The organism is uncultured Campylobacter sp. (genome assembly GCF_938030815.1).
Lineage (GTDB): Bacteria > Campylobacterota > Campylobacteria > Campylobacterales > Campylobacteraceae > Campylobacter_B.
The window spans coordinates 1-19,722 of sequence record NZ_CALHII010000187.1 but is presented as its reverse complement, the minus strand read 5'-3'; the positions used below and the strand labels follow the sequence as shown (position 1 = coordinate 19,722).

21 protein-coding genes and 1 pseudogene are annotated in these 19,722 nt (G+C 49.8%); 11 read left to right on the top strand and 11 right to left on the bottom strand.

The window, feature by feature from the left end:
- Positions 1-237 precede the first annotated feature (237 nt).
- The 3 genes from Q0277_RS07115 to Q0277_RS07105 all read left to right on the top strand — a co-directional run bounded on the left by Q0277_RS07115 (position 238) and on the right by Q0277_RS07105 (position 1,793).
- Positions 238-774 (top strand): phosphatidylglycerophosphatase A, encoded by a 537-nt coding sequence (locus Q0277_RS07115; RefSeq protein ID WP_297996836.1) that lies wholly within the window; start codon positions 238-240, stop codon positions 772-774.
- A gap of 312 nt (positions 775-1,086) precedes the next feature.
- Positions 1,087-1,461 carry an alpha/beta hydrolase gene (locus Q0277_RS07110; RefSeq protein WP_297996834.1) on the top strand — a complete coding sequence of 125 codons (375 nt, stop codon included), beginning with the start codon at positions 1,087-1,089 and terminating at the stop codon, positions 1,459-1,461.
- Positions 1,462-1,580: 119 nt separating this feature from the next.
- Positions 1,581-1,793 (top strand): hypothetical protein, encoded by a 213-nt coding sequence (locus Q0277_RS07105; protein WP_297996833.1) that lies wholly within the window; start codon positions 1,581-1,583, stop codon positions 1,791-1,793.
- Between the two features lie 539 nt (positions 1,794-2,332).
- Here Q0277_RS07105 and Q0277_RS07100 read toward each other — a convergent pair.
- From Q0277_RS07100 to Q0277_RS07090, 3 genes are read right to left on the bottom strand one after another with little or no spacing between them, the layout of a single operon-like run.
- Positions 2,333-2,800, bottom strand: coding sequence for a hypothetical protein (locus Q0277_RS07100; protein WP_297996831.1), 468 nt, complete (start codon positions 2,798-2,800; stop codon positions 2,333-2,335).
- Positions 2,797-3,033: a hypothetical protein gene (locus Q0277_RS07095; protein ID WP_005871317.1), complete on the bottom strand. Its 237-nt coding sequence runs from the start codon at positions 3,031-3,033 to the stop codon at positions 2,797-2,799. Before Q0277_RS07095 ends, Q0277_RS07100 begins: the two co-directional genes overlap by 4 nt.
- A complete protein-coding gene (locus tag Q0277_RS07090; protein WP_295151258.1) occupies positions 3,030-3,290 on the bottom strand; it encodes a hypothetical protein in 261 nt (86 codons plus the stop codon). Before Q0277_RS07090 ends, Q0277_RS07095 begins: the two co-directional genes overlap by 4 nt.
- A 69-nt stretch (positions 3,291-3,359) precedes the next feature.
- Here Q0277_RS07090 and uvrB point away from each other — a divergent pair, with 69 nt between their 5' ends.
- Positions 3,360-5,336, top strand: coding sequence for an excinuclease ABC subunit UvrB (gene uvrB, locus Q0277_RS07085; RefSeq protein ID WP_297996829.1), 1,977 nt, complete (start codon positions 3,360-3,362; stop codon positions 5,334-5,336).
- An 831-nt stretch (positions 5,337-6,167) separates the two neighbouring features.
- Here uvrB and Q0277_RS07080 read toward each other — a convergent pair.
- The 8 genes and pseudogenes from Q0277_RS07080 to der form a co-directional block, all read right to left on the bottom strand.
- The gene (locus tag Q0277_RS07080) at positions 6,168-6,626 is read right to left on the bottom strand and encodes a hypothetical protein (RefSeq protein ID WP_297996827.1); all 459 of its coding nucleotides are present in this window, start codon (positions 6,624-6,626) and stop codon (positions 6,168-6,170) included.
- Positions 6,627-7,089: 463 nt separating this feature from the next.
- Complete coding sequence (locus tag Q0277_RS07075; protein ID WP_297996825.1) at positions 7,090-7,503, bottom strand: hypothetical protein; 414 nt, start codon at positions 7,501-7,503, stop codon at positions 7,090-7,092.
- 24 nt (positions 7,504-7,527) lie between these two features.
- Positions 7,528-8,865, bottom strand: a complete 1,338-nt coding sequence (locus Q0277_RS07070) for a PFL family protein (protein WP_297996823.1) — start codon at positions 8,863-8,865, stop codon at positions 7,528-7,530.
- A 9-nt stretch (positions 8,866-8,874) separates the two neighbouring features.
- A complete protein-coding gene (locus Q0277_RS07065; RefSeq protein WP_005871308.1) occupies positions 8,875-9,141 on the bottom strand; it encodes an ACT domain-containing protein in 267 nt (88 codons plus the stop codon).
- Positions 9,142-9,195: 54 nt separating this feature from the next.
- Positions 9,196-9,696: a DUF2628 domain-containing protein gene (locus Q0277_RS07060; RefSeq protein ID WP_297996821.1), complete on the bottom strand. Its 501-nt coding sequence runs from the start codon at positions 9,694-9,696 to the stop codon at positions 9,196-9,198.
- Between the two features lie 10 nt (positions 9,697-9,706).
- Positions 9,707-10,678, bottom strand: a complete 972-nt coding sequence (gene trpS, locus Q0277_RS07055; protein ID WP_297996819.1) for a tryptophan--tRNA ligase — start codon at positions 10,676-10,678, stop codon at positions 9,707-9,709.
- A gap of 487 nt (positions 10,679-11,165) precedes the next feature.
- A pseudogene (locus Q0277_RS07050) lies at positions 11,166-11,660 on the bottom strand (shikimate kinase); the annotation flags it as partial.
- On the bottom strand, positions 11,647-13,032 hold the full coding sequence (gene der, locus Q0277_RS07045) for a ribosome biogenesis GTPase Der (RefSeq protein ID WP_297996818.1): 1,386 nt from the start codon (positions 13,030-13,032) through the stop codon (positions 11,647-11,649). The pseudogene Q0277_RS07050 and the gene der, both read right to left, overlap by 14 nt.
- Positions 13,033-13,461: 429 nt before the next feature.
- Here der and Q0277_RS07040 point away from each other — a divergent pair, with 429 nt between their 5' ends.
- The 7 genes from Q0277_RS07040 to Q0277_RS07010 all read left to right on the top strand — a co-directional run.
- Positions 13,462-14,367 carry a DMT family transporter gene (locus Q0277_RS07040; RefSeq protein ID WP_297996816.1) on the top strand — a complete coding sequence of 302 codons (906 nt, stop codon included), beginning with the start codon at positions 13,462-13,464 and terminating at the stop codon, positions 14,365-14,367.
- Between the two features lie 6 nt (positions 14,368-14,373).
- On the top strand, positions 14,374-15,306 hold the full coding sequence (locus tag Q0277_RS07035) for a DMT family transporter (protein WP_297996815.1): 933 nt from the start codon (positions 14,374-14,376) through the stop codon (positions 15,304-15,306).
- Between the two features lie 155 nt (positions 15,307-15,461).
- The gene (locus Q0277_RS07030) at positions 15,462-16,217 is read left to right on the top strand and encodes an acyl-CoA dehydratase activase (protein ID WP_297996814.1); all 756 of its coding nucleotides are present in this window, start codon (positions 15,462-15,464) and stop codon (positions 16,215-16,217) included.
- Entirely contained in the window at positions 16,207-17,319 is a 1,113-nt protein-coding gene (locus Q0277_RS07025; protein WP_297996813.1) for a double-cubane-cluster-containing anaerobic reductase, read from the top strand. Before Q0277_RS07030 ends, Q0277_RS07025 begins: the two co-directional genes overlap by 11 nt.
- A 71-nt stretch (positions 17,320-17,390) precedes the next feature.
- The gene (locus tag Q0277_RS07020) at positions 17,391-18,248 is read left to right on the top strand and encodes a substrate-binding domain-containing protein (RefSeq protein ID WP_297996811.1); all 858 of its coding nucleotides are present in this window, start codon (positions 17,391-17,393) and stop codon (positions 18,246-18,248) included.
- Complete coding sequence (locus tag Q0277_RS07015) at positions 18,241-19,017, top strand: 4Fe-4S binding protein (RefSeq protein WP_122873338.1); 777 nt, start codon at positions 18,241-18,243, stop codon at positions 19,015-19,017. Before Q0277_RS07020 ends, Q0277_RS07015 begins: the two co-directional genes overlap by 8 nt.
- A partial coding sequence (locus tag Q0277_RS07010) for a radical SAM protein (protein WP_297996809.1) occupies positions 19,017-19,722 on the top strand: 706 nt, incomplete at its 3' end. The genes Q0277_RS07015 and Q0277_RS07010, both read left to right, overlap by 1 nt.

Sequence of the window (19,722 nt, the reverse complement as noted above, 5' to 3'; positions counted from 1 at the left end):
TTAAAATTTTTACGCAGATGAGTAGAATTTTAAAATTCCTACGTTAGTGAGCAAAATTCGTGGTGAGCGAGTAGAACTGATTTCGTGCGGGCAGGCGAAATTTAAATTCTACATGCACGAACAAAATTTAAAATTTCCTCGCACGCGCGAACGAAATTTAAAATTTCTGTGCGTGAGCGAATGCTCTAATTAAAATAAGCGGTAAAATTTTAAAAAGCAAAATTTAAAAGGACAATTATGGATAAAATTTTCGTTACATTTTTCGGCGCGGGGTTGCTAAGGCCCGCACCGGGCACCTGGGGCAGCATCGCAGGCTGGATAACGGGGCTAGCAATCTTGATGCTCGCGGGCGAGGTGACGCTGTTTTTGTGCGCCGCTCTCGTCTTTTTCGTCTCGCTTAAGATCGTAAGCGATTACGAAAGGCGGGTAGGCGCGCACGATAACAGCGAGATCGTCATCGACGAGGTCGTGGGGGTGTGGATCGCGATGTGCGTCGCCGCGCCCGTGGGCGAGATCTTTTCGCTACCGCTGCGGGAGCTGATCGCGGGCTTTGAGAGCAGCAGAATCTCGGCCCTTGCGATGATTTTGGCGCTGCTGTTTTTCAGGGCATTTGACATCCGCAAGCCCTCGATCATCGGGCGCGTGGATCGCGACGTAAAGGGCGGACTAGGCGTGATGCTAGATGATGTGCTGGCGGGCTTTTTCGCGGGGCTCGGGGTTTTGATAATTATCTCTTTAGGGATCAAGCTCGGCGCCGCGGGATTGATTTTTTAAGCCTTTTTATACGTGCCCACGGCAAGTACAGCGCGATTGCGGATGCTTGCCTGGTTGCCAGGAATATAGCGCATTTATCGGATACGGCGTGCTTAGCGGCAGCGCAAAAATTCCGCCACTTAAAATTTTGCATAGTTAAATTCCAAAAATTTAGCGGCGCATGGGCTAGGCGCGTAAAATTTTAAAATTTATCGCTAATCGCAGACAGTCTAGCAGGGCGTGCTATTAAATTTTTAGCAATATTTATTACTCAAGTTTGCGACGTTGCCGCAAAATGCGGGTAAGCGGCGCAAAAATTTAAAGGAACGAAAAATGCAAAAGAGCACGATTGAGATACGCGGCGTTCCCGTCGCCGTTTGGGGGAGCCGCTCGGAAAAGGTTTATATCTATGCTCACGGGCAATGCGGAAGCAAAGATGATGCGGAGCTTTTGGCTTCCGTCGTTTGCGAGCAAGGCCGGCAGGTTATTAGCTTTGACCTGCCCGGGCACGGACAGAGGGGGTACGAGCCCGCTTCTTGCGATCCACAGCGCGCTATTTTGGAATTTCGCGAAATTTTATCATATGCAAAGAAGCGCTGGGACGAGGTCGCGCTGTTTGCCGTTAGCCTAGGGGCATGGCTCGGCCTGCAAAGCTTCCGCGACGAAAAGCTTAGCGACTGCCTCTTTTATCGCCGATACTTGATATGAAATACGTTATTTCAAATATTATGCGTAAGGCTAGCGTCAGCGAAGAGCGATTGAAGTAAGAGCGGATGATTTTGACCCCTGTCGGGCAATCGCTTTTTTGGGAATATTGGAGTTTTGTTTTGAACAATCCGATCACAAAATGGAAAACGCCCAGTAGAATTCTATACGCAGAAAACGACGATATGACGCCTCTTTGTATCGTTAGAAATTTCGCGCAGAAGTTCGACTGCGACTTAAGCGTTATGAAAAACGGCGAGCATTGGTTTCATACGCCGCAGCAATTAGATTATTTATGCAGATGGATCAAATCGGCGGTTGAGAATCGACGATAAAATTCTATGAGAGATTTTTAAAACTCATGTCCAAACCCGCGCCGATAAAATTCTGCGCGCTTTTGGAGTGCGAATTTCAATAAATTTAAGATGATCTTGATATTTTGCCTTAATACGCTTGTTTTATGAGGCGCTTTTCGTAAATCTCAGCTCGCATCGCGTCACGCGAGGGGCATAGCTTCAAAGCACCCATTTCATAAATTTAACAAAGTCCAGCGTATAACATAATCAGGGTGCCTATTGAGCTTCAAAGCACCCATTTCATAAATTTAACCGCAATAGCATAAATCATGATCGATATGAATTAGAAACTAAAATATGATTAGAATTTAACCGATAGGCTGTCAATATAAATGCAAAATGCCAATTTTAAAGCTAAATTTTAAAAAATACCTATAAAGATGAATTCTTGAGACTTAACATGTTTTTGGCACGAGGTGCGAGCCGACACACGGCTACGCACTTCACTAGCACTATCGCACTTTTGCTACACGTACGCTTTATGAATCCATAGCAGTCGCGCGATTAAATTTTAAAAATTATTTGCCTATCCTAAAGCCGTTTAGCTTCATATAAGTCGTATCTTTATGAAATGCTTCGCAGCGCTCCCTGTTGCGGTTGATGTTTTCGGTTGTGAAGAAATAGCCATCACTATCTTGACGCAAGGTGATCGTCGCGCAAAAGATCATATCGTTTTTGAGTTTCGGTCCTACGCCATAGGTAAAGCTTTGATTGACTGCTAAGCTACGTGCCAGATCGCTATCACTAAACTGTCTGGAGCCCGTCATGCTCTTTAGCTCGCGAAAATTTCCTTGATTTAAGTAGTCGCGTTGTATATCTTTAAATACGCCTTCAAGCTCGACTGCGTAAGCTTTTACTAAAACCTCATCCTTAGCACCGCTTAATTTAGGATATATTATTTTTACTATCACGAAGATTATAATAGCTAAAAATATTATCCCACTTACGCCGCCGCCTACTGCCGCACCTTTTTTCATTTTCATCATTTTACTCCTTCGTCGATGTCTTTTACCAAGGCATCTATTTTTTTATTAAGCATAAAATTTTCATAGCTTTTTTGGATATAGGCTTCAAGCAGTTCGCCCGCATCCAGATGATCGCTGCCGCGAGTTAAAATCCGCCAATCCCTACCGAAGACCTTTGCAAAGTCATCATCCAGGCTTATCGCGTATTTTTTCGTCAAAGACTTACTCGTTAGCTGAACGGAAATTTCTTTCATTTCTCGCCTAAATTATCGCCTGCCAAAATATCGTCGATCTGCTTGCTTAGATCCTCATCACTCATCTTGCGATACGCCAGATCATTTTCTAGCGTGCCAAGCTGCATTCCCAAAGCCTCGTTTTGCGCCTTGATCGTCGCTAGCTCGGTACGTAGCTTTTCGTTCTCGTCTCTAGCCTCGGTGTATCGTCTAATCAGCTCAGCTACTTTATTGCTTAAGCCCTCGACCTTTTTCTCTTCGTCAAAGATTGATTCCATTATTTCGCCTTTTCTGATATAATTTAAATGAAAATATTACCCAATTTTGGCTTTAAAAAAGGAAAAATTTTGCAAAATTTTAAAATCGAGAGCAAATTCTCTCCGAGTGAGGATCAAGAAAAAGCGATCGAAGGCATCGTCACAGGCTTTCAAAACGGCAATAAATACCAAACCCTTCTCGGAGTTACCGGCTCGGGTAAAACATTTACCATGGCAAATATTATCAAGCGCCTTGGAATTCCAGCACTCGTAATGACGCATAACAAATCTCTCGCAGCGCAGCTTTATAGCGAATTTAAGGGATTTTTCCCGCAAAATCACGTCGAGTATTTCATCAGCTACTACGATTATTATCAGCCCGAGGCCTACATCCCCAGGCAGGATCTTTTCATCGAAAAGGACAGCGACGTAAACCAAGAGCTCGAGCGCTTGCGGCTAAGCGCCACTGCAAGCCTGCTGAGCTTCGACGACGTCATCACAGTAGCGTCGGTTTCGGCAAACTACGGTCTGGGCGATCCCGCCGAATACAAAGGCATGGTGCTGTTTTTTGAGATTGGATCAAAATTTAGCACTAAATTTTTACTTCGCAAGCTCGTCGATATGGGCTACAAACGCAACGACGATTTTTTTGATCGCGGGAATTTTCGCGTAAACGGCGACGTAATCGACATCTATCCCGCGTATTTTAACGACGAGGCGTTTAGGATCGAGTTTTTCGGCGACGAAATAGAGGCGATGTATCATCTGGACGTGCTCGAAAACAAAAAGACACAGAGCGTCAAAAAATTTATTCTCTACCCGACGAGTCAGTTCATCGTGGGCGAGCAGCGTCTGAAGTCGACGATCAAAGGGATCGAGGAGGAGCTTGAGCAGAGGCTGAAATTTTTCGAGGACGCGGGCAAGCTCGTCGAGGCGCAGCGGCTGAAAGGGCGAGTGGAATTTGACCTTGAAATGCTGGGCGCTACGGGGATGTGCAAGGGGATCGAAAACTACGCGCGCTACCTGACCGGTCAAAAGCCGGGCGAGACGCCCTATTCGCTCTTTGATTACTACGAGAGCAAGGGCAAGGACTATCTAGTCATCGTCGATGAAAGCCACGTGAGCTTGCCGCAGTTTCGCGGTATGTTCGCAGGAGATCGCAGCCGTAAAGAAACGCTCGTAGAATACGGTTTCCGCCTACCTAGCGCACTTGATAACCGCCCGCTGATGTTTGATGAGTTTATCAATAAAAAAGCTAAATTTCTATTCGTCTCCGCAACGCCCAATGATTACGAGCTGGATCTTAGCCGCGGAGCCGTATATGAGCAGATACTACGCCCGACGGGACTACTCGATCCGCAGATTATCTTAAAAGACAGCGACAACCAGGTCGAAATTTTACACGATATGGCAAAGGAGGTCATCGCACGCGGCGAGCGAATCTTAGTGACCGTGCTAACCAAAAAGATGGCGGAGGAGTTGAGCAAATACTATTTGGAGCTTGGGCTTAAGGTCAAATATATGCACTCGGACATCGATGCGATCGAGCGCAACGAGCTGATCCGCGGCCTTCGCAGCGGCGAATACGATATGCTAATCGGTATAAATCTGCTCCGCGAGGGGCTCGATCTGCCCGAAGTAAGCCTAATAGCGATCATGGATGCCGACAAGGAGGGCTTTTTGCGCTCGCGCACGAGCCTTATTCAGACGATGGGGCGAGCCGCGCGAAACGTGAACGGACAGGTCGTGATGTTTTGCAAAAAGATCACCGCCTCGATGCAAGAGGCGATCGACATCACCCAAAAACGCCGTAAATTTCAAGATGAATACAACCGCGCTCACGGCATAACGCCGCATTCTGCGAGCCGCAATATCGAAGAGAGCCTAAAGATCGAGGACGGCACCGAAATTTTAAGAAAGGGCGCCAATCTCGAAAAAATGCCTGCCGCCGAGCGCGCCAAGATCGTAAAGGAGCTCCGCAAGCAGATGCTCGAAGCCGCAGCGGCTCTGGAGTTTGAAAAGGCCGCCGCACTGCGCGATGAGATCGCAAAACTTAGGAAGCTGTAAGTTACAAGGCCCGAAACGTCGTGAAATTTTATCGTGAAATTTGCGCGTTAAATTCCACTTGGCAGAGCGTAAAATTTGCACGCGTAACACAGAGCGAAATTTGCGCACCGAATGCTGTCAGACAGAGCATTAAATTTGCGCGATCTACGCGTTAAATGCTGCGAGAGCAGTTTTAAAATTTGCTCGTTAAATTTAAGATGATTTACGCACGAAATTTACACATTGATTTTCTCGCCAAATTTACACTCCGCCCCCCTACCGAGCCGGATGCCCAATCCGTAAATCTACGCATCCGCCTTTCCGAGATGTATCTCATAGCTTTCTTATCCGCAAATTTATACAAGAAATTTGCGCGCCGAGCTTTTTGTTTCAACTCGCCTTCGATCCGCAATTTGCGAGCCCGATTTACGGCAGTCCGTGCTACCCGACTCTATACCGCCGCGCGCCTTTACGCTTTTTTCTCGCTTTTTTTGCATCTCTCCGCACCTATCTTCGACTTTTTCCCGTGCGCGCCCTGCGTTAAATTCTGTCGCTTCGCTCGCTCAATCCGTAGCCGCTATGAGCGGACATGCGCCCAGACGCCGAATTTTCGCGCCGCCGTCATAAATGCTCGCTTTGAGGGCACGAACGAAGTATTTGCGCGACACGGCACAGAAAATGGAATTTAGACGGCGTTTATCGAAGCGTGTCTTCGCCGCTGCGGTGCGCTACGAAATTTTAAAACGGCAACGAGCCGCGATTAAATTTATCCGCGGGAGTGCGCCATAACGCGCAGATTTTCGCGCTGTATAAATTTTAAAATCGCCTCTAAATTTAAAATTTTATCCGCGGTTAATACTCTCTGCTGAGCTCTAAATTTTCCACGCGCAGCGGTTTTTCGCCCTCAAAAATCACCCCGATGCCGAAAGGCTCGCAAATATCAAGCGCGCCCTCGGCAAACCTCAGCAGCCACTGCGTATCGCGCGCGTAAAACGTGCATTGCGGAAGCTCAAACGGTAGATCGCAAACGGGCACGTCAAGCAGCCTAAGCTCATCCTCGCCCAAACGATACTCGCGCCTAAGCTCGTCTCGCAGGAAGGCGAGGGCGTCTTTTACGTACCGATCGATATCCCAGGCGTCGCTGCGCGAGCAAGACCCCTCATCGTCCACATCCGCCGTATCTGCAGACACGAGGCAAAACGGCACCTCACCGAAGCTTTCGCTTTTTAACTCCAGCTCCGCGTACCAAATAAAGCCCTCGTCCGTTGCGACCTTTTCAAGCTCGCCAAATTTCCAAGCCATTTTTTGCATTTTATTTCCGCCTCATATTTTCGCGTCGTCTTTTAAAATTTTGACGCTGCGCCCGTTTTTGCGCGCTGTGTTTAATCCGCGCCGAAAGAATTTGGCTCGCTTCTTAAGCGGGCAGGCAATGATAACAAAGCGGGTTGCTTTGAAATTTTAAAATTTAAATGAAAGCCGCTTTAAAATTTCAAAAGACCCGCCGCTGTCCGCCGCAAGCGGCGATGAAATTTTAACGCCTCGCCTTACGACGAAATTTTAAAATTTTAGCTCGCCGCGGGGATTGCGCGCCGTAGAGACAGCGCACCGTAAAATTTCACGCCGTAAAATTTAAAAGCGAAATTCCGCGCCGAAATTTTAATTCAAAATTCCACGCCCATAGTGCAAAATTTAAAGCCCGAAAAATTCCATCGTGGCGACTTAGAATTTTACTCGCTAAATTTTACGAATTTTGCGCGCTTTTAAACCTGCAAATTTAATACGCTTTTACGAGCCGTAAATTTTTTAGATATATGACGCCGTCAAAAACGCCGCCTCCATTCGGCGCAGGCCAAGAAATGGCGATTCTTTTCGGCTCCTCGTCGTATTTAGGCTCGCAATAATTCTTTGAGCAGTCTATTTTAAATACCTCTTTATCGTTGCTGTCAAAATCCGTCAGGGTAGAATTTTTAGGAATTTCCAGCGTGTGGATTATACGATACGGCTCGCCCTCTTTTGTGCGGGCGGACGTTATTTTTATTAGCGTATCTCCGCTGCCGTCCGAAGTCCTATAAACCCCGTCTTGCCCCAAGCCCGCCAGCTCGAATTTTTTCTCCTTGCTATAAAATGCCGAGATTATGGAGCAGCCGCTTAGAAGCAAAGCTGCCGCAAATAACGCAAACGCTCTCATCTTTCCTCCTTAAGCTGGTTAAATTTAGTTTTTAAAACTATGAATGGGTGCCGGTATCTGGCCGCCGCGAGCGATGAAGTCCGCCGAGGAGTTTTTATTTACGCTCATCACCGGCGCGCTGCCGAGTAACCCGCCAAACTCCAGCGTGTCGCCCTCTTTGCCTTTTGGGATGATGCGCACGGCGGTCGTTTTTTGATTTATCACGCCGATCGCGGCCTCGTCGGCTATGATCGCGGCGATCGTCTGCTCGGGCGTATCCTGCGGGATCGCGATCATATCAAGCCCCACCGAGCAGATTGCGGTCATCGCTTCGAGCTTTTCTAAGCTTAACGATCCTGCGCGCACTGCGGCGATCATGCCCTCATCTTCGGAGACTGGGATAAACGCGCCGCTAAGCCCACCTACTTGGTTGCACGCCATCACTCCGCCCTTTTTGACCGCGTCGTTTAGTAGTGCAAGCGCAGCCGTCGTGCCGTGCGTACCGACGCGCTCTAGTCCCATCTCCTCAAGCACGCGTGCTACCGAATCGCCCACCGCCGGAGTCGGAGCCAGCGAGAGATCGACGATGCCAAATTTCACACCCAGCCGCTCGGATGCCATTTGGCCTACGAGCTGTCCGATGCGCGTGATCTTAAACGCCGTCTTTTTTACGGTCTCGGCAACCACGTCAAAGCTCGCTCCGCGCACCTTCTCAAGCGCGCGCTTAACGACGCCGGGACCGCTGACGCCCACGTTTATGACGACCTCGGCCTCGCCCACGCCGTGAAATGCGCCCGCCATAAAGGGATTATCCTCGACGGCGTTGGCAAATACGACTAGCTTTGCGGCGCCGAGATCCGAAAGCCGCGCCGTTTCTTTGATCACGCGCCCCATGTCGGCGACCGCGCTCATATTTATGCCCGTTTTGGTCGAGCCGATATTTACCGACGAGCAGACCTTTTGCGTCGCGGCAAGCGCGGCGGGGATGGAGTCGATTAAAATTTTATCTCCCTTTGCGTAGCCCTTTTGCACTAGCGCCGAAAAGCCGCCGATAAAGTCGATACCGACCTTTTGCGCCGCCTCGTCCATCGCTCTAGCAAGCGGGACGTAATCAGTAGCGTTTGTCGCCGCGCCGATGATGGCGATAGGCGTTACGCAGACGCGTTTGTTTACGATCGGGATGCCAAGCTCTGCTGAAATTTCATTGCCGACCTTTACCAGATCGCGCGCCTTGTCAGTAATCTTGGCGTAAATTTTCTCAGCCGCTTTGCCCATATCGGGATCGATGCAGTCAAGCAGGCTGATGCCCATCGTGATCGTGCGGATGTCGAAATTTTGCTCCTCGATCATCACGATCGTTTCGGTTACGTTTTTGATGTCCATCTGCGCGCCTTAGATGTTGTGCATGGCGTCAAATATCGCCGAGCTTTGGATGTTGATCTTTACTTTTAGCTTTTCGCCTAGCTCGTTTAGCTCCTCGCGTAGAGCCGTGAAGTCCTGCTTTTCCTCGCTGGAAACCACTGCCATCATCGTAAAAAACTCGTCCAAAACCGTCTGGCTGATGTCGTCTATGTTTAGCCCAAGCTGCGCGAGCTTGGCCGAAACGCCCGCCACAATGCCAACCTTGTCCTTACCGATCACCGTTACGATCGCTTTCATTCCTACTCCTTTTTAAAATTTATTTAGCTACTTTGAGCGCGGAAGCCCTTAAAACTACTGAATTTTGCTGCCGTTTGAAATTATCAGCGCAAACACAATTGCGACAAAAGCGTAAAATATTACCGCGAGCCATATCGCCCATCTATTCACGCCGCCGCCCTTTCTTAGGGCTTCGTCGTCCTGTTTATCCAGCAATGAAACAAAACTATCGCAAACGTAATATTTCGCCATAGTCCCGCTACTGACGCTAATTGCCATTCCTATACTTCTATCATATTCATCCAAAAACGGAATAAAGCAAGAAATTACCACAACGGTAAATAGGGCTGCGGCAATTTTATACTCCTTGCGGTACAGAAAAAAGAACAGCGTGCCGAAAAATCCCCACCAGCTCCACGTGCTTACGTAATTTAACTCGCGCTGCTTGCCCGCGGCGAAAAATTTCTCGCAGGCGCGTGCGTAAATTTCAACCTTGCTAGGGGTTTGCAAGAAAATTTCCAGCTTCTGTCGAAGCAACTTGCCGTCAGATAAAATTTCTCTAGCATAATCCGTCATCTCACTCTCCTTAGCGATAAATCCCTACGGCAGCGCGAACCTTTTGCATCAATGAAGCAGCCGTCGCAGCCGCTCTTTGCGCGCCCTGTCTTAGCATCTCGTCTAAAATTTCGCGGTGGCTTTGATAGTATTCGAATTTATCCCGCGCGTCTTTGAAGTAGCCGAGCACGAGCTCGTTTAGATACGCCTTGAAGTGCCCGTGCCCCTCGCCTCCGCGCTCGTAACGAGCCCGCAGCGCCGCTTGCTCAGCCGCCTCGCTTAAAAACAGCTTCGCGATATTATAGACATTGCACCCGCGCCACTGTTTAGGCGCCTCTAGCGGCTCGGAAGTCGTTACAATACTTGAAATTTGCTTCTTTAGCGTCGCGGCATCTGCAAAAATATCGATCGTATTGCCGTAGCTCTTACTCATCTTAGCGCCGTCCGTGCCCGGCACGATCGCCACTTCATCGTTTACGCGCGCTTGCGGAATAGTTAAAATTTCGCCGTGGGCGTTGTTAAATTTAAGCGCGATGTCGCGGGCGATCTCGACGTGCTGGATCTGATCCTTGCCCACAGGCACGATTTCCGCACTGTATAGCAGGATGTCCGCCGCCATCAGCACGGGGTAGCTAAACAGATCGTGCTTGCTCTCAAAGCCCTTGGCGATCTTATCTTTGTATGCGTGCGCCCGCTCGAGCAGCCCCATCGGCGCATATCCGCTTAAAATCCAGTAAAGCTCTAATACCTCTTTCACGTCGCTTTGCACCCAAAACACCGTCTTTTTCGGATCGATCCCCAGCGATAAAAATGCTGCGGCGGCTTCATAGGTGGAGTTTTTTAGCTTTGCGCCGTCGCTTACGGACGTGAGCGCATGGTAGTTTGCGATAAACATAAACATCTGCTCGCCCGCGTTTTGCGCATCCACCATCTGCTTGATACTCGCGAAGTAGTTGCCCAAATGCAGCTTGCCGCTGGGCTGAAGACCCGTTAAAATTCTCATCATTGCTCCTTTAAATCAAAATCAGATCGCCGTCCACAAAACCCACGGCAATGTGCTCGCACTCAAAAATTTTAGCGCCAGGCATCTGCTCTCGCAGCTCGCGCAGAGCCTGCACGAGCATTTTTAAAACCTGTCGCCACGAAAGCTCATTTAAAAATTCAAGCTGCAAGCGCGAGCTTTGCGGATAAAACTCATCCTCGTCCTCGCACGCCCAGTCGTCGTCATCCGCATCAAAGCTGCTCGATCCTGCCAATTCAAGCGCGTAAGGCTCGTAAAGATCGAAGTGCCACGCGATCACCCGCTTTGGAATTTGCTCGCGCTCTAAGCCCTCCAGCAGCTCACGCAGCTTTTGCTTTAGCGCCTCTTTCTTTTTAAGCTTATCACTTTTACCCTCTTTGCCGTGCGGCTCGGAATTTTTGCCGCCGCCCGGGCACTTTTGTTTAGACATCTTTTTCCCCTTTAAATTTAGCCCGTCACAGGCGGAGCAAATTTCTTTTATGATCTTTTTTACGCTTTTATTTTCGACGTCGATTACGATGTCGGCCTTTTTTTCATACGCTCCGTCTCTTTCGGCGTGAAGCGCCGCGGCCTTTTGCAGATCCGCTAGCAGCGGGCGCTTGGCAAATTTCTTCTCCGCGTTCTCGCTGTTTTTTAAGCGATTAATGATCCCCTCAAAGCTTGATTTCAGATACACGACGGTGCCGATTTTGTTTAAATTTTTCACGGCGTAAAAGCCGCCGCCAGTGGAGATCACGGCGCAGCGGACGGACTTTTCTAAAAATTTTGCAAGGCTCTCTTCCATCTTTCTGAAGCTCTGCTCGCCCTGCTCTTTAAAAATTTGCCCGATCTTTTTATTGGCGTAGCTTTCGATCATATCGTCGCAATCAAGCGCAAACATCCCGCTTTGCGCAGCCAGCGCTCGCGCTACCGTGCCCTTACCGACCCCCATAAAGCCGATGAGTACGATGTTACCGCTCTTCATCGCCCTCACCTTTTTTGCGCGGCAGCAGCACTAGCGGACTACCCGAAAGAGCAAAGCTCGCGCGCAGCCTGTTCATCAAATAGCGCTTGTAGCTAAAATGCAGCGCACCGGGGCGGTTCATCACAAGAGCGATCTTCGGCGGCGCAAAGCCGATCTGTGCGGCGTAGTAAATTTTAACCGATTTGCCCCGCTCGCGAGGTATCGGATGCGCCTTTATCGCGGCTTCTACCGCTTCATTGATCCTTGCGGTGCCGAGCTTGCGCGTGAAATTTGAATAAACCTCCAAAATGAGCGGGTAAATTTTATGGATCCGCTTCCTGTCCGTCGCGCTGACGCTGATGATCGGCGCGTAGGAAAGAAATTTAAACCTATCTCTCAAATCGCGGCAAAACTCGTCGTAATCGCGTTCGCAAAGATCCCATTTGTTTAAAATTATGATGAGTCCAAGTTCAAATTTAGCCGCAAGCCCCGCTATGCGCTCGTCCAGCTCGTTTAGCGGCTCGCTTGCGTCAAGTACCAAAAGCGCGATGTCAGAGTTTTGTAAAATTTTTTCAGTGCGATTTAGCGCGAAACGCTCGATGCCTTCGATCTTGCCGCGGCGGCGAATGCCCGCCGTGTCGATAAACTCGAGCGTGCGCCCTTCAAATTCTGTGCTTTCGTTCACCGGATCGATCGTCGTGCCCGCGTAATCGCTCACGACCGAGCGCTGCGAGCCGACAAGCGCGTTTAGGAGGCTCGATTTACCGACGTTCACCTGCCCGATGATACCCACGCCGATAGTTTTACTAGCGTAAAATTCCTCGTCGCGCCCCTCTTTCGGCTCGCCCTCGTCGTTAAAGCCCTCTATAAAATCATCAAAAATTTCATCCTCATCCTGCCTCGCGGGCGCAGGGTCCAAAAAGCCATAGATCCACTCTTTCAGCTCGTCGATGCCGCTGTTGTGAGAAACGGAGATCGGGAAAAATTTAACGCCGAATTCGTTAAACTCCCAGCTGCGCTCCTCGTCGCGCTTGCCGTCGATCTTATTGACCGCCAGGGCGATGGGCTTACCAAGTCTCTGTAGCGAGAAAAATATCCGCCGCTCATCATCGCTTGGAAGCAGCTTGCCGTCCGTCATAAAAATTATCAAATCCGCATTCTTGGCCTCGCTTAGCGTCTTAGCTTGCACACGCGCAAACAGCTCGGAAGTGTCGTCCAGACCGCCCGAATCGATCACGCGCACGCGGCGATCGAAAATTTCGGCTTCGGCCCTATTGGTATCGCGCGTCGTACCCGCAACGTCGCTCGTGATGGCGATGCGAGCGCCCGCTAGGCGGTTAAAAAGGCTCGACTTACCGACGTTGGGGCGCCCGATGATGATCAAACTTTTCACGTTCGTCCTTGTAGTTTTTGGCGCGATTATAACCAAAAATAGATTAAAGCCAAATTCTACGCGCTCGCTCGCGAAAGGGAGCGGCAAAATTTTATAAAATTTAGGCGCTAAATTTAGCGAAATTTTATCGCGGCACTAGCAAAACGCCGCTCGTAAAAGTCACCAAGGCGCGAGCCATCGCCGAAAATATCGCAGAATGCGGAGCTGTGCGTAAAGTTTATAAATTTTAAAAACCGGCGCAACTACGCGAAAGCATATAAACCCACAGCTGCGCAAATTTGGCTGCTTTGCGCATACAAGCGCCGAAGTACAAAAACGAGCCGTCGCACGGGGCGCGCAAAAGCAGGCGGCGCGACGAAATATTAAAACGGCGGAATATTAAAATTTAATCATTATGCGTGTATAATTCCGCAAATTTAAAGGGGCGCGATGAAATACAACAACTTCTTGCTGCACCATCTAAGCGTGTATTATATGCTGATGGCGTGCTTTTACTACTCTCTTACGGGCGTTTTTGCCAAGCTTTTGGGTGCGCAAATTTCATCGCTTGAGGTCGTGCTCTTTCGCAATCTGCCGGGGCTTTTGATCCTGCTTTATAAAATCAAGGCTCGTCCCCGTACGGCGCGCTTCGCAAACAAGGGCGGTCATCCTTTTACGCTCGCGTTTCGCGGCATTATCGGGATTTTGGGGCTGATGGTATTTTTTTATAACGTCGCTAACATCAGCCTCGGCGAGGCATTTACCTTTCAAAAAACGGCGTCCATTTGGACGGCGATCATCGCGTACTTTACCCTCGGCGAAAAATTCGGCGCGATGGGTTGGTTCTCGGTCTGCTTAGGCTTTGTGGGCATCGTTTTGGTAATTCAGCCGCAGTTTGGCTTGCAACCGAGCGATATTTTTGGAATTTTAAGCGGATTATTCGCCGCGATGGCGTTTACCTCCGTGCGCGGGCTACGTAAATACTATAGCTCCGATACGATCATCCTCTCTGCGCTTCTTGCCGGCACGCTGATGCCCGTAGCGCTTATGATCGCGGCGGAATTTATAGACGCGCCCGCGCTAAGCTTTATGCTTTGCAAATTTAAAATTCCAAACGCACAGGGCTGGCTCTTTGCCGTGCTTTTGGGGCTGCTGGGGCTGTTTTATCAAACCTACGTCACCAAAGCCTACGCCGCGACGCGCAAAGCGGGCATAGTAGCTACGATCAGCTACGCCGACATCATCTTTTCGACGCTATTTGGGCTGCTACTAGGCGACGCCTTGCCCGGTTTCATGGCACTTGGGGGCATGGCACTCATCATCGCCGCGGGCGCGCTCGTGGCTAACCGAAAGTAGGACGGCGTGAAGCAGAAATTTTACTCCGCGTTTTGGCTGAAACATCTGGGCGTTTACTATATGCTCGTAGCGAGCTTTTATTTCGCGCTAAACGGCGCGCTAGCCAAGGTCATGGCAGAGCGGATGAGCAGCGCCGAGATCGTGTTTTTCCGCAACGTCGTAGGCATCGCGATCGTGCTGTTTTCTCTACGGCGGGTAAAAAACCTAGGCCCGGGCGGCAAGCCGTGGCTGCTCGCGTTTCGCGGCTTTATCGGTAGCTGCGGTATCTTAGCGACCTTTTACAATATCGCTCACATCGATCTTGGCACCGCTTTTACCTTCCAAAAGACGGCGCCCATTTTCACCGCGCTATTTTCGGCGTTTTTCTTAGGCGAAAAGCTAAGCTCGCGCGGTTGGTTTGCGATACTGCTCGGATTTGGCGGAATTTTACTCGTCGTGCGCCCACACATCGGCATCAGCGTAACCGATGCGGTGGGAATTTTCGGCGGCATGTGCGCGGGGCTTGCATACACGAGCGTGCGCGAGCTTCGCAAATACTACGCTACCAACCTCATCGTGCTCGTTTTCGTCTCGTCCGCTACCTTTCTAAGCGCAATGATGATGGCTGCGGGCTGGGCGCTCGGTGATAGCGAGGTCAAAATTTTAGGGCTTGTCAGCGGAGCGGATTTGGCGAGGCTTGCTTACTTTAATCTGCCGAGCCTGCTCGGCTGGGTGCTCGTGGCGCTTCTGGGCGTCAGCGGGATCTACTTTCAAATTTATATGACACGCGCTTACGCCGCTTCGCGTAAAGCTGGTATAGTCGCTGCGATCAGCTATAGCGACATCCTCTTTAGCATGGCGCTCGGTATGATGCTAGGCGATCGGCTACCTGGCCCGATAGTGCTAGCGGGCATCGCGGTGGTGATTTTAAGCGGAATTTTAATCGCTCGCGAACGCTAAATTTAAATTTAAAACCGATTCAAACGCGGCGCGAGGCTAAATTTAATCCGCGCCGCCTGCAAACGCTAAATTTCAGCGATATAAAAGTCTTAAAAAGCTAAGATTGCGATAAAGTTCTACGGCGTAGAAATATTTTTCGACGGATTTAAAATTTTATGCATTTTATCGGTATCGACATCGGCGGGGCGTCGTCAAAGATCGCCGTTATGGACGAGCACGGCAAATTTTGCGAGCTGTTTTTGCTGTCAAGCGGCTTTAGCGCAGTTAGAGTCGCTTGGCAGATCAAGCAAAATTTGGAGCAAAAAGGCTACGCGGGGGACTTCGTGACGGCTACAGGCTACGGGCGCGTCAGCGTGGACTACGCGCGGCTTAGCATGAGCGAAATTTTATGCCACAGCCTTGGGGCGCACTTTTTGTTCGAGAAAGACTGCACCGTAGAGGGCGTGGGCGGACAGGATACGAAGGCGATCAAGACCCTAAACGGCAAGCCCGCGGATTTTATCATGAACGACAAGTGTTCAGCGGGCACAGGCAAATTTTTAGAGATCAGCGCGGGCCGCTTGGGGCTTGAGCTAAGCGAAATTTACAAAACCGCCCGCAAAAATCCAGCGATCAAACTAAGCCCCTATGCACGGTCTTTGCCGAGACCGTCCTCGCTAAGCGCAAATGGAGCCGAAACTAGCGAGATCGCCTACGCCATCGTGGATTCCTCCGCGCACAAGGTCGCCTCTCTCATCAAACGGCTGGAAAATCAAATTTATTTTTTAAGCGGCGGGCTTAGCAACGTGCCGCTCTTTAAGCAGCTTCTAGGCGAGCATCTGGGGGCTGAAATTTTTACTCACGAAAACGCAATCTACTGCGGCGCGATGGGTGCTGCGATAATGGGAAAAAGGAGAAAAGATGAAGTATGATTTTGCGGAGCTTAAAAAGCGAAATTCTATGGCGCTCCAGGATCTAAAAGCAGAAGGAATGAGCGTCGTGGGGACGTTTTGCACATATTCGCCAAAGGAGCTCATTTACGCCGCGGGCGCCGTGCCGGTTGGGCTTTGTGCCTATGACGAGAGCCCGATAGACGCCGCTCACGCGGAGCTTCCGCGTAATCTTTGCCCGCTAATTAAAGCAAGCTACGGCTACGCAGTTACTAAAAAATGCCCCTATATGAACGCCAGCGACGTAGTAGTCGGCGAGACGACCTGCGACGGCAAGAAAAAGATGTACGAGCTGCTAGCAAAACACAAAGAAGTCCGCGTTTTGGAGCTGCCAAATATGACAAATAAACGCAGTCTGGAGCTTTGGACGCAGGAGCTGCGGGAGTTTAAAGGCTACCTAGAGCAGCGTTTTAACACGAAAATAACGGACGAAAAGCTAAAAGAGACGATAGAGCTCTTTAACGAGGAACGAGACGCGCTAAACGAGCTAATGGAGCTTGGCAAGCTAAATCCAAGCCCGATTAGCGGTAGCGAAATGCATCAGGTGCTGTTTGCGAGCGACTACATCTACGACAAAAGCGAAAAGATCCGCATGCTGCGCTCCTACGTAAAAGCTCTGCGCGAAAAAGATATGAGCGGCGCCAAACACAAAAAGCGCATCATCATCACCGGCTGTCCAAGCGGAGGCATCTATGAAAAGGTCGTCAAGCAGATCGAGGAGCTGGGCGCGGACGTGGTGGCCTTTGAAAACTGCACGGGCACGAAAAACTATCAAAATAACGTAGAGCTAGAGGGCGATCTAGTCGCAAATATCGCCGAGCGCTACCTTAAAATCCCCTGTTCGGTGATGTATCAAAACGACGCCAGAGGCGATATTATCAAGGAATTTATCCGCGAGTATCAAGCGGACGGCGTCATCGATGTCGTGCTAAGCGGCTGTCACACCTACGCGATCGAGACGAACAGGATCAAAGAAGCAAGCCGCGAAGCGGGAGCGAACTATATGAGTTTGGAGACCGACTACTCCAAGCAGGACATCGGGCAAATTCGAACGCGCCTAGAGGCGTTTATAGAACTGCTTTAAGCGGGTAGCTCGAAATTTTAAAATGAAGAATTTTCTAAATTTAAAAACAAACCAAAGAAAGGAGAGGTTAGATGAAATTTAAAGAAGTAGACGTATCTCGTCGCGGCTTTTTAAAAGGAGCTTTAGCGGCAGCCGCTATCGCCGGACCTGAAGCGATGCTCGCTGGCTATACGCCGTTTAAGCCTGATTCGCTGCAGGTTTGGTCGTGCGGAGGACTATCTGAGGCTTTTGCGCAGATAAACGCAGCGTACGAGTCCAAAACGGGGCATAACATCCAGTACACCGGCGCTTTTGCGGGAGCGCTTGGAAAGTCGCTGCTAGCCTTGCAGGGCAAGACGGAGGTTTTTGGCGCTCGCGTTTTGGAGCTAAGCCAAAAACTGCGCAAAGCAGGCCTTAGCCTTCGCTTTAGACCGCTATGTTTTACCGACTACGTTTTAGTAGTGCCGAAGGGAAATCCCGCGGGCATTCGCGATCTAAAGGATCTAGCGGAACCCGGCGTGCGGGTGATGTTGCCGCTAAGGGCTTCGCCTCCGGGCAGCGGACCGGTAAAGGGAATTTTAAAAAATTCCGGCCTTACCGAGCCTGTTATGAAAAATATGGTCGCCAACGGAGCGTGCGTAATTACTATGATGTGCGATCTGGTAGATGGCAAGGGTGATGCGTCCATCATCGAAAAGCGCCTAACGACGCACGATAGATTTAAAGACAAAATCGAATACATGCCTATCGACGAGAAACTCATCCCGCCGGGACCGCTTACCTTTACGCTAAATATCATGAAATACGTAAAAAACGAGAAGCTTGCCGATGACTTTGCAGACTTCGTCTGCTCGGACGGGCAGGAAATTTTCGAGCGGCACGGCTTTACCTCCATCCATTCGGCACGCGGGCTTGAACTCATAGAAAGGTTTGGTGTAAAAGATGTTTAGTATCGTAAATATGGCAAAGATGAAAAAAGTCTCTAGGCTAACTAAAATTCGTCGCTTGGTGCAGCTAATTTTTATAGGCGCGATCGGGCAATGGGCGTATTACGGGATTTTTAGATGCCCATTTATCGTGCCTTTCGTAAACTGCCAATCCTGTCCGATAGTCACGTGCTGGGGGCGGATCGCGACCGTGTTTTTCGGCTTTTGGCTGTTTATACCCGTGCTGGTTATTTTCCTAGGGCGCGCGTTTTGCGGCTGGCTTTGCCCGGGCGGATTCGTAAATCAAATGCTCGGCAAATTTGCCGCCTTTAAGCTCAAGCTAAAAAATAACAGGAAGCTACGATATGCGCAAATAGGCATGGTTCTAGCCGTTTTGCTTAGCGCGGGCGTCTATTTTATCTACGGCAATCCTCGCGTCATGATCCCTATCCGCACCAGCGACGAGTATCTCAACGCCGTTATCATGTCTTTTAAATTTTCCGACTGGTACTGGGCAGTTCGCACTGCCGTCGTCGTAGCTCTTATCGCCGCATCCTTGATCGTCGCAAATTTATGGTGTCGCTTCGCCTGTCCGAGCGGCGGCATAATGGAGCTGCTGCGTAAAATTTCAATATTTCGCGTTTATAAAACGGATGCTTGCGATAACTGCAACGCCTGTTTGCGCAAATGCGAAATGGGCACTAGACCGGACGAGATGAACTGCACGAACTGCGGCGACTGTATGGATGTTTGCCACGCGGACGCCATCAAATTCGGAAGGAAAAAAGATTGATGAATTTTTTTGCCAAACCCTCCTTCGACAACCACCCCTGCTTTAGCAAAAAAGCGTCCGCCGCCTACGGGCGCGTGCACCTTCCCGTAGCGCCGCATTGCAATATCCAATGCAATTTTTGCAACCGCATCTACGACTGCGCCAACGAAAATCGTCCCGGCGTAACGGGGAGGGTGCAAAGCCCGGACGAAGCCGCGCTATACGTGGAAAATCTATTTAAATTTAGACAAGATATCTCTGTCATCGGTATCGCAGGACCAGGAGATCCTATGTGCGATGCCGATAAAACCCTAGCGACTTTTGAAAAATGCAAAGCCCGTTTCCCTCACGCCCTACTTTGCCTATCCACAAACGGCCTGTCCCTGTCCGAGCACGTGGATGATATCGTGCGAATCGGCGTGAGCCACGTGACAGTGACCGTTAATGCCGTAACGCCGGGCGTAGGCGGCAAAATTTATGCGTGGGTGCGCCACAAAAACAAAATTTACCACGGCGAAGATGGCGCTAGAATTCTTGGGGAGCGCCAAGAGGAAGGGATTCGCAGGCTAAAAGAAGCCCGTATGATCGTAAAGATCAATACGGTCGTAATACCTGGCGTAAATATGGATCACGTCCCCGAAATCGCGAAAAAAGCCAAAGAATGGCAAGCCGATATCATGAACTGCATGGCGATGATCCCCGTGCATGACACCCCTTTTGCAAATA

Bases quoted from the DNA above. Each gene is read 5' to 3' on its own strand.
- Q0277_RS07115 (WP_297996836.1), top strand. From the start codon at position 238: ATGGATAAAATTTTCGTTACATTTTTCGGCGCGGGGTTGCTAAGGCCC.
- Q0277_RS07110 (WP_297996834.1), top strand. From the start codon at position 1,087: ATGCAAAAGAGCACGATTGAGATACGCGGCGTTCCCGTCGCCGTTTGG.
- Q0277_RS07100 (WP_297996831.1), bottom strand. From the start codon at position 2,800: ATGATGAAAATGAAAAAAGGTGCGGCAGTAGGCGGCGGCGTAAGTGGG.
- Q0277_RS07095 (WP_005871317.1), bottom strand. From the start codon at position 3,033: ATGAAAGAAATTTCCGTTCAGCTAACGAGTAAGTCTTTGACGAAAAAA.
- Q0277_RS07090 (WP_295151258.1), bottom strand. From the start codon at position 3,290: ATGGAATCAATCTTTGACGAAGAGAAAAAGGTCGAGGGCTTAAGCAAT.
- Q0277_RS07080 (WP_297996827.1), bottom strand. From the start codon at position 6,626: ATGCAAAAAATGGCTTGGAAATTTGGCGAGCTTGAAAAGGTCGCAACG.
- Q0277_RS07075 (WP_297996825.1), bottom strand. From the start codon at position 7,503: ATGAGAGCGTTTGCGTTATTTGCGGCAGCTTTGCTTCTAAGCGGCTGC.
- Q0277_RS07070 (WP_297996823.1), bottom strand. From the start codon at position 8,865: ATGGACATCAAAAACGTAACCGAAACGATCGTGATGATCGAGGAGCAA.
- Q0277_RS07065 (WP_005871308.1), bottom strand. From the start codon at position 9,141: ATGAAAGCGATCGTAACGGTGATCGGTAAGGACAAGGTTGGCATTGTG.
- Q0277_RS07060 (WP_297996821.1), bottom strand. From the start codon at position 9,696: ATGACGGATTATGCTAGAGAAATTTTATCTGACGGCAAGTTGCTTCGA.
- trpS (WP_297996819.1), bottom strand. From the start codon at position 10,678: ATGAGAATTTTAACGGGTCTTCAGCCCAGCGGCAAGCTGCATTTGGGC.
- Q0277_RS07040 (WP_297996816.1), top strand. From the start codon at position 13,462: ATGAAATACAACAACTTCTTGCTGCACCATCTAAGCGTGTATTATATG.
- Q0277_RS07030 (WP_297996814.1), top strand. From the start codon at position 15,462: ATGCATTTTATCGGTATCGACATCGGCGGGGCGTCGTCAAAGATCGCC.
- Q0277_RS07025 (WP_297996813.1), top strand. From the start codon at position 16,207: ATGAAGTATGATTTTGCGGAGCTTAAAAAGCGAAATTCTATGGCGCTC.
- Q0277_RS07020 (WP_297996811.1), top strand. From the start codon at position 17,391: ATGAAATTTAAAGAAGTAGACGTATCTCGTCGCGGCTTTTTAAAAGGA.
- Q0277_RS07015 (WP_122873338.1), top strand. From the start codon at position 18,241: ATGTTTAGTATCGTAAATATGGCAAAGATGAAAAAAGTCTCTAGGCTA.